An 8,753-nucleotide genomic window follows, 5' to 3' on the forward strand; every position below is an offset into this window, starting at 1 on the left:
TAGGCGGACGGCTGGACAGGCGGGTCGGGCCGGTCGGCCTGATCCCCGAAGAGGTGCCGCACCGTGGAGCGGTAGTTGGCCTGTACGTGGTGCAGGGCATGGGTGCGGGCGCGGGCGGGGTCGCCGGAGGCGATCGCCTCGTACAGCTCGCGGTGTTCGGTGAGGAGTTGGGGCCACTCCTCGTTCTGCCGGGTGAGCCAGCGCAGGCGGCCGTCGACGGGTTCCATCACGGAGATCAGCAGGCTGTTGCCGGCCAGGGCGAGGATGCGGTCGTGGAATCGGGTGTTGATGTCGGTGATCGCCTCGGCGTCCCCGGCGCGAGTCGCCCCTGCCGCGAGGTCGAGCAGTTCCCGCAGCTCGGCCAGGGCCTCCGGGGTCGCCCGGGACGCGGCGAGACCGGCCGCGTACACCTCCAGGGCCTCGCGGAGCTCGAAGAGTTCCTTGACGTCGGTGGGGCTCAGCCGGCGTACGACGGTCCTGCGCGGGGTTTCGAACAGGACGAAGCCCTCGGCGACCAGGGCACGGATGGCCTCACGGACCGGGACCCGGGAGACACCGAACCGTTCGGCCAGCTCGCGTTCGACGAGCCGGTCGCCGGGGTGCAGCAGGCCGGAGATGATCTCCTGTCGCAGGGTCGCCAGGACGCGCTCGCGTACCGCACCGAGGGGTTCGATCTTCGCCGGGGAACTCATGGGTGCCATTTTCGCCGACGCCAGGGGTCTTTTACGGAGCCGTAACGGAGCGGACATCGGTCAGAACGCTTGACGGCGGGACTATGACCGCAGTTTGGTATACCAAACGACGCGTCGAGCGGCCCCCACCGGTCGCGCAGCCCTCCTCCGTCCCCTTGCCCAGGGAGGCACCGTGTCCCTCGCCGACCGCGCCGAAGCCACCGGCGCCCCAGCATTCGTTCCCGATCCCCGGCTCACCAACGAAGACCTCGCACCCGCGGACAAGCGCAACTGGAAGGTCTTCGACCTCTTCGCCCTGTGGATGTCCGACGTCCACAACCTCGGCAACTACACCTTCGCCGCAGGCCTGCTGGTCCTCGGCATGAACGTCTGGCAGGTCTTCACCTCCCTCCTCGTCGGCTTCGTGCTCATCTACGCCGGCATGAACTGGATGGGGAAGATCGGCCAGCGCCACGGCGTCCCCTTCCCCGTGGTCAGCCGCATCAGCTTCGGCGTGTGGGGCGCCAACATCCCCGCCCTCATCCGGGCCGTGATCGCCATCATGTGGTACGGCATCCAGACCTACCTCGCCTCCGTCGCCGTCAACGTGATGCTGCTGGCGGCCTGGCCGGGCCTGGAGTCATGGACCCACAACTCCTTCCTGGGGCTCGACGCCCTCGGCTGGGTCTCCTTCCTTGCGCTCTGGCTGATCCAGGCGTTGATCATCACCCAGGGCATGGAGTCGGTACGCAAGTTCCAGGACTTCTGCGGCCCCGCGATCTGGCTCGTGATGATCGCGCTGGCCGTCTGGGTCCTCGCCAAAGCCGGCTGGAGCATCTCCCTCACCTCCACCCCCAACCCCGTCTCCGTGGGCGAGCAGTGGCGGCAGTGGTTCGGCGCGATCGGCCTGATCCTCGCCACGTACGGCACGCTGATGCTGAACTTCTGCGACTTCTCCCGCTTCGCGCCCGACTACAGGACCGTGCGCCGCGGCAACTTCTGGGGCCTGCCCATCAATTCGACCGCCTTCGTGGTCGTTTCCGTCATCGTCACCGCCGGTTCGCTCGAGGTGTTCGGCGAGGCCATCACCGACCCGGCGGAACTCGTCGCCAAGGTCGGCAACACCTGGGTCCTCGTCGTGGCCGCGCTGACCTTCGCCGTCGCCACCATGGGCGTCAACATCGTCGCCAACTTCGTCTCCCCGGCGTACGACCTCGCCAATGTCTGGCCGCAGAAGATCACCTTCCGGGTCGGGGGTCTGATCAGCACGGTTGCCGCGCTGGTCGTCACCCCCTGGAACCTGTTCTCCAACCCCACCGTCGTCAACTACTTCCTCGGCGGTCTCGGCGCCTTCCTGGGCCCCCTGTTCGGCGTGATCATGGTCGATTACTACTGGGTCAAGCGCGGCAGGGTGGACGTGGACGAACTGTTCGACGCCCGCCCCGGCTCCCGCTACTACTACCGCGGGGGCGTCAACCCCAAGGCACTGTGGGCGTTCCTCCCCTCCGCGGGGGCCGCGGCGGTCCTCGCGCTGGTGAAGACCTTCAGCGACGTGGCGCCGTACTCCTGGTTCATCGGCACCGCGCTCGCGGCCGGTCTGTACGTGCTGCTGTGCCGCAGCGAGCGCAGCGCCGCCCCGGTGACCGCCCCCGACAAGCCCGTGGAGGTCTGAGAAGCGTGCGGATCGTCGTCACCAACTGCAACACCACGCAGGAGATGACCGCGGAGATCGTACGAGGTGCCCGGGCCGCGGCCGGCCAGGGCACCACCGTGACCGGCCTGACTCCCGCGTGGGGCCCCGAGTCCGCGGAGGGCTGGCTGGACAGCTACCTGTCGGCCGCCGCCGTCCTCGACACCCTGCGCACCCACGACGGGCCGCCGTACGACGCCGTGGTCATGGCCGGTTTCGGGGAGCACGGCCGCGAGGGCGTACGGGAACTGGTCGACGTGCCGGTCGTCGACATCACGGAGGCCGCCGCCCACCTTGCCTGTCTGCTCGGGCGCCGCTACGGCGTCGTCACCACCTTGGAGCGGTCCCGCGGCCAGATCGAGGACAGCCTGGAACTGGCCGGTGTGGGCCGCAACTGCGCCGCGGTCGTCGGCACCGGCCTCGGTGTCCTCGACCTCGGCGACACCGACCGGACGCAGGCAGCCTTCCTCGCCGCGGCCGAACGGGCCCGGGAGGCCGGCGCCGAAGTGCTCGTCCTCGGGTGCGCCGGGATGACCGGGCTGCAGCGCGCGGTGGGGGAGAAGCTGGGCCTCCCGGTCGTCGACGGGGTGGCCGCGGCGGTGAAGCTGGCGGAGGCCCTGGTGACGATGGGCCTGCGGACGAGCCGGGCGGGCAGCCTGGCCAAGCCGGTACCGAAGCGGCGGACCTGGGGCGCGAGCCGGGACTGACCGGCTCACGGGCCCTCTCCCCGGTCCGGTGCCGGTCCGCCCGTCCGCCGTGTGCGCCCTCGCCGGAACTCCTCGCCGCGCTCCGCCGCCTCCACCCGCTCGACCCGATACAGGCGCACCTGAGGCGCGGCCCGCACCCGGGGATCCACACTGAGCCGGTCCGGCGAGCCCAGAAGCCGGTGCACCAGCGCTCCCGTCCAGCCCCGCAACCGCAGCCCCGCCAACGACACATACCGCCGCTCGTCCTCCGCGAACCTCACAGTCCCCGTCCCCCCGTAGCCCTTGTCGTGACGCTCTGTGACGACACCCCCATTGAAACGCGCCCCACTGACAATCGCTCCCCTCGCACCCTTCCTGGCCGGGCTGCGAGACGTGCACGCCCTGGTCGCTCAGATCGCCGACGGCAGCGTCCCGGAGGCCCCCAAGCAGCCGCGTCGGCAGTTGCGTTCATAAAGGAGCCGGGATCCGGGCCAGGTGTCACCTTCCCGAAACGTGGCCGTCCCATCTTCTCCAAGATCGCCCCGTACCGTGGAGACACAGCCTCAGCACCAGCCCCGGCCACCGTCGCCCGAAGGCACACCCCCGCCCTCGTCCGAACGGAGCTTCGTGTCCCCGCGTTCCACCATTGCCGTTCGCACACTCCCCGCCCTGCCGCCCTGGCTCGCGCACACCCTGCGTGCCCAGCGGGGACCCGTCCCGTGGAGTGCCGTCGTCCGTGGCGCGCTCGCCGCGGGGCCGCTGCTGCTCACCGCCGTCCTCGTCGGTCACACCTCACTCGGGGTCGTCGCCGCCATCGCCGCCATGCTCGCCGGGATCAACGACCGGCCCGGCAGCCGGCGCACGGCGGTCCGGCGGCTCGGGGCGCCCGCGCTCGCCGGGGCGGCCGGAGTACTCGTCGGGACGTACGCCGGGGACCATGTCGGCGCGGTCGTGCTGACGCTCGTCCTGACCGCGCTGGGCGTCCTGGCCGGCGGGATGAGCGCCATCGGGCCCGTCGCGTCCGGGGGCGGGACCCAACTCCTCGTCGCGGCGGCCATCGGCGCCGGGATGCCGCTTCCCGACAGCGGCTGGGCGCGGGCCCTCGCCTTCCTCGCCGGCGCCGGCTGGCTGATCGTGCTGCGGCTCGCGCTGCCCACCCCCGGCGCGCCGGCCGGAGACTTCCGCTTCGACGGGGAGCGGGCGGCCGTGGCCGCCGTCTACGAGGCCGTCGCCTCCCTCCTCGACGCGGCGGGCACCGAGCACGCGACCGCCCGCCGCGCCGCCCTCACCGCCGCTCTCGACCAGGCCCAGGACGCCCTCGCCGGACCCCGGCTCCGGCGCTACGCCAGTTCCGCGGCCGAACGCCGGCTGCATGCCCAGTACGCCGCCGCCCTGCCCCTCGCCGAGGCCGCCACCGCCCTCGCCTGGGCCGGCGAACCCCTCGGCGGCCGAGCTGCCGAGGGACCCCGGCGCCTCGCCGCCGCCGTACGCGAGAGTGCGGCCACCGGTCCGCTGCCCGCGCCCGCCCGGTCCGCGCCGGCGCTGCGTGCCCTCGACGACGCCCTGCTCCAGGCCGCCCACGCCTTCGACCAGGACGGCGGCTCCGACCTCCACACCCGCCGGCGTAGCGCCCGTGACCTGCTGCGGACCGCCTTCGGCGCCGGTGGACGGGAGTACGGGCTGCGGGTCGCCCTCTGCTTCGGCGCCAGCGCCGCCATCGCCCAGGCCCTGCACCACTCCCACTGGTACGGGCAGCACACACACTGGTACTGGCTGCCCGCCACCGCCGTCTTCCTCGTCAAACCCGACCTCGGGCCGCTCGTCTCGCGCGTGCTGTGCCGGGCCGCGGGGACCGTCCTCGGGGCACTGCTCTTCGCCGGATTCGCCGTCGTGCTGCCCCACCCGCAGGGGCTGGTGGCGCTGGTCGCCGTCTGCGGGGCGCTGATCCCCGTCTCCACCCGGCACTTCGCCGCCCAGACCGCCGTGGTCACCCTTCTCGTCCTGTCGCTCGTCATGGTCGTCGGGGAACCCCAGGCCTCCGTCGGGCGGATCGGGGAGACCCTGCTGGCCTGCGCGCTCGTGCTGATCGTCGGGCATCTGCCGATGCCGGGGGAGCGCGGTGGGCATGTGCGCGCCCGGCTCGCCTCCGCCGCGGGCGCCGCGCACGCCTACCTCGAACACGTACTGGACGGCTCCGGCGACCGCGCCGCCCGCTGGACGCTGCGCCGCGACGCCTACCGGGCGCTCTCCGAGGCCCGCGCCGCCATCGCCCTCTCGGCCGCCGAACTGCCCGCCCTCGCCCGGCACACCGAGGGCACGGACGAGGTCGCCGCCCTGCTGGAACGACTTGTCGACACGGTCACCGCCGCCGCCGTCCACCTCGACGACACCGGCCGGCTCGACCGCCGTCACAGCGACCGGCTCACCGAACTCCTCGGCGAACTGGCCGCACACCGGGAACGGGTGGGACTGCCGACTGGCGTCGCAGGCCTCGCTGTTGCCGTGTGAACAACGGCACCGCGCTCCTCCAGAAGTCCGCCGAAGAACGCGGAAGCTGAGAAGCCCGAAAGAAAATCGTGGGGCAGCGATGAGTTCCGCCGACGGCACCGGTCACCACCCGGAACGGACCGCTGCAACAGGAGGGGCCCATGTCGCTTCCGGAGATCGTCTCGCGCGAGGAATGGCACGCCGCGCGCGAGGAACTGCTGGTCAAGGAGAAGGTGGTGACCCGCGCGCGGGACGCGCTCAACGCCGAGCGACGCCGACTGCCGATGGTCGAGATCACCGAGGAGTACGTCTTCGACGGCGGCGACGGCAAGGCGAGCCTCCTGGACCTCTTCGACGCACGCCACCAACTCGTCGTCTACCACTTCATGTTCGCGCCCGAATGGGAGGCCGGCTGCCGCAGCTGCTCAGCCTTCCTCGACCAGATCGGCCACCTCGCCCATCTGAAGGCGCGCGGCACGTCGTTCGCCGTGGTCTCCCGGGCACCCTTCCCGAGGATCCTGCCATTCAAGGCACGCATGGGCTGGGCGCTGCCCTGGTACTCCTCGTACGACAACGGCTTCAACCGGGACTTCAGGGTCACTGATGAACAATCCGGGCAACTCGTGGAGCGGCCGGGCCTCAGCTGCTTCCTGCGGGACGGCGACCGCGTCTTCCACACCTACTCGACGTACGAGCGGGGGCTCGACGGGCTCGGCTCGACCACCTCACTGCTCGACCTGACGGCCCTCGGGCGCCAGGAGGAATGGGAGGAGCCGAAGGGCAGGGCGTCGGACCTCGGTGCCCCCGCGGGCAGTGACCGCATCCGCTATCACGACGAGTACGAATTCTGACGCGGAGCGTAGTCGGTACGTTCAGAAGGTGACCGGATCCTCACACTCCGCGTTGAACCTGTGTCAACTACGTCTCAGTCACGTCACTGGCCGAGGCGTTCCGCCTCCGAACAGCGTTAACTCCTACAAGTACAACGCTTATCGGAGGTGCGAGATGGTGAACGGGCGAACAGTGCTCGAACGCTTTCCCGCGGGCGGGCCGCGTGGGTCGTGGCCCGCGGAGGAGTTCGCTCAGGCACGGCGCATGGAAGGGCTGGCCGCCGAGGTTGTCATGGACCTCGCGAGCGACACGTTCCTGGTGGTCGTCCGGGGCGGCGAGGCCACCGACTGACCCGGGGGTCATCAGCCCGCTTTCGAGGTGGGCACCCGGCCCGTGGCCGGGCTCGTGAACTGCCCCGCCTGAAGCGCGTACAGCTCCGCGTAGACCCCGCCCTCGGCCAGCAGCTCGTCCGGGGTGCCCGACTCCACGAGCCGGCCCTGGTCCAGGACGTGCACCAGGTCGGCGTGCCGGACCGACGCCAGCCGGTGCGTGATCAGGACGACCGTCTGGCCGCCGTCGGCCAGCGCGCGGATCTTCTCGAAGACCTCCAGCTCGGCCCGGGCGTCCAGGGCCGCCGTCGGCTCGTCCACGATCAGGATGCGCCCCCGCCGGTACGCCGCCCGTGCGATGCCCAGCCGCTGCCACTGACCGCCGGACAGCTCGTGCCCGCCGCTGAAGTTGCGGGCGAGCAGGGTGTCCAGGCCGCGCGGCAGATCCGCGACCACCTCCTCGGCGCCCGCCTCACCGATCGCGTCGGCCAGCCGCTCCTCGGTCAGCGGCGCCGATGAACGGCCGACGGCCACGTTGACCCGGGCCGTGAACGGCCACCGTTTGAAGTCCTGCGCCACCATCGCGACGCGTTCGGCCAGCAGGTGCCGGTCGGCGTCCGCCGCGTCCACGCCGTCCCACAGGATCCGCCCCCGGTCCGGCCGGTACAGCCCCGCCAGCAGCTTCACCAGGGTCGTCTTGCCGGAACCGTTCTCCCCGACGAGCGCGATGATCCGGCCGAGCGGCAGGGTGAGGGTCACGTCGTCGAGGGCGGGCCGGGCCGACTCGCCCGGATAGCCGAAGGACACGTTCTCGAACCGGATCTCCCGCGGATCCGCCGGCAGGGCGCAGCCGCCCTCCGGGATCGCCCGTTCGGCCGCCTCGACGTACAGGCGTTGCAGATCACCTACGAACAGTGCCTCCTCGTGGAGCTGGTTGACCTCCACGACCAGCGTGTTCAGGCTCGCCGAGCCGCTGCGGATCGCGATGACGGCCGTACCCGCAACCGCCAGCGCCATCGTCTCGGTGAGCAGCAGCCCGCCGAGCGTGGCGTACGTCGCCAGGGTCGCCAGGCCCGTCCAGGCCGCCGCGAACAGGCCGGTGCGGGCGGCGAGAGCGGCCAGACGGGCCTGTTCCGCCTCCGCGGTCTCCGACATGGCCCGGAAGTGCCGCAGCAGGAACGGGCCGACTCCGTGGACGCGGATCTCGGGTGCCGCCGCGGGCTCGGTGAGCAGACCCGCGAGCAGATGGCCCGCGCGCGCGTGCTGCACCCAGGTGTGGAAGGACTCGTACCGGCGCCGCGCGTTCGTCAGGGCGCTCCAGGCGCTGGGCAGCGTCATCGTGGCCAGCAGGGGCAGCAGCAGCGGATGCAGGACGGTCAGCACGCCCGCCGCCGCGATCAGCGAGATCATCGCGTTCACCACGCGCGTGGCGTGACTGATCATGTAGCGGCTGGACCGGGCGCCGTACTGCGCCGTGTCCAGCAGCTTGTGGAAGGCGTGGTCCTCGATCGCGGCCAGCTCCACGGCGGCCGCCCGTTCCAGGTACCGCTCGGTCGCCACCCGTTCCACCTTGGGCTCCAGGCGCCCGGTGGCGTACGTCGACGCGGCCCGCAGCACCACCGCGACGAGCAGTACGGCGGCCACGACGGCCAGCGCGGGGGCCGCGCCGCGCAGCCGCTCCTCGATCGGGCCGCCCGCGATCAGCCGGCCCAGCACGGTGTTCACCGCGAGCAGACTCACCGCCTGAGCCACGCCCCGGCCCAGCTCTGCGGCCACCACGATCCGGGCCGCGCGCGGGTCGGCCTCGCGGGCCAGCCGGAGACTGGAGGAGAGAAGGGAGGGCAGCCGGGTCACCATGGCCCGGAAGTTCAGCTCCAGGAAGGCGTCCCGGTGCTGGTTCCAGCCCATGTCGTAGCGCAGCGGTCCGCCGAAGAGCAGGCGCTCCGACTCCGAGACGTCGCGTTCCTCGGGATCCTTCTGTTCCGGCGCTTTGCGCACCCTCGGCCTCCCCCGATCGTGGACGGATGGCCACTATCGCGGGAGGGGGCCGAGGTGGGGC

7 protein-coding genes are annotated in these 8,753 nt (G+C 71.8%); 5 read left to right on the top strand and 2 right to left on the bottom strand.

All coding sequences use genetic code 11. The features are described from left to right. Positions 1–701 (bottom strand): GntR family transcriptional regulator (locus BZL64_RS23630; protein WP_107430338.1); only part of this gene is annotated, 701 nt, incomplete at its 3' end. Between the two features lie 163 nt (positions 702–864). Here BZL64_RS23630 and BZL64_RS23635 point away from each other — a divergent pair. The 5 genes from BZL64_RS23635 (at position 865) to BZL64_RS40290 (ending at position 6,716) form a co-directional block, all read left to right on the top strand. Next, positions 865–2,343: an NCS1 family nucleobase:cation symporter-1 gene (locus BZL64_RS23635; protein WP_086771205.1), complete on the top strand. Its 1,479-nt coding sequence runs from the start codon at positions 865–867 to the stop codon at positions 2,341–2,343. A gap of 5 nt (positions 2,344–2,348) precedes the next feature. Beyond that, positions 2,349–3,068 carry an aspartate/glutamate racemase family protein gene (locus BZL64_RS23640; protein ID WP_086771206.1) on the top strand — a complete coding sequence of 240 codons (720 nt, stop codon included), beginning with the start codon at positions 2,349–2,351 and terminating at the stop codon, positions 3,066–3,068. 606 nt (positions 3,069–3,674) lie between these two features. Next, a complete protein-coding gene (locus BZL64_RS23650; protein ID WP_244205459.1) occupies positions 3,675–5,555 on the top strand; it encodes an FUSC family protein in 1,881 nt (626 codons plus the stop codon). A gap of 140 nt (positions 5,556–5,695) precedes the next feature. After that, positions 5,696–6,385 (top strand): DUF899 domain-containing protein, encoded by a 690-nt coding sequence (locus BZL64_RS23655; RefSeq protein ID WP_086771207.1) that lies wholly within the window; start codon positions 5,696–5,698, stop codon positions 6,383–6,385. A 154-nt stretch (positions 6,386–6,539) separates the two neighbouring features. Continuing rightward, complete coding sequence (locus BZL64_RS40290) at positions 6,540–6,716, top strand: hypothetical protein (protein WP_086771208.1); 177 nt, start codon at positions 6,540–6,542, stop codon at positions 6,714–6,716. 11 nt (positions 6,717–6,727) lie between these two features. Here BZL64_RS40290 and BZL64_RS23665 read toward each other — a convergent pair whose 3' ends face one another. Beyond that, positions 6,728–8,602, bottom strand: a complete 1,875-nt coding sequence (locus BZL64_RS23665) for an ABC transporter ATP-binding protein (RefSeq protein ID WP_244205460.1) — start codon at positions 8,600–8,602, stop codon at positions 6,728–6,730. Positions 8,603–8,753 lie beyond the last annotated feature (151 nt).

The organism is Streptomyces bobili (assembly GCF_002154575.1).
Classification (GTDB): domain Bacteria; phylum Actinomycetota; class Actinomycetes; order Streptomycetales; family Streptomycetaceae; genus Streptomyces; species Streptomyces bobili.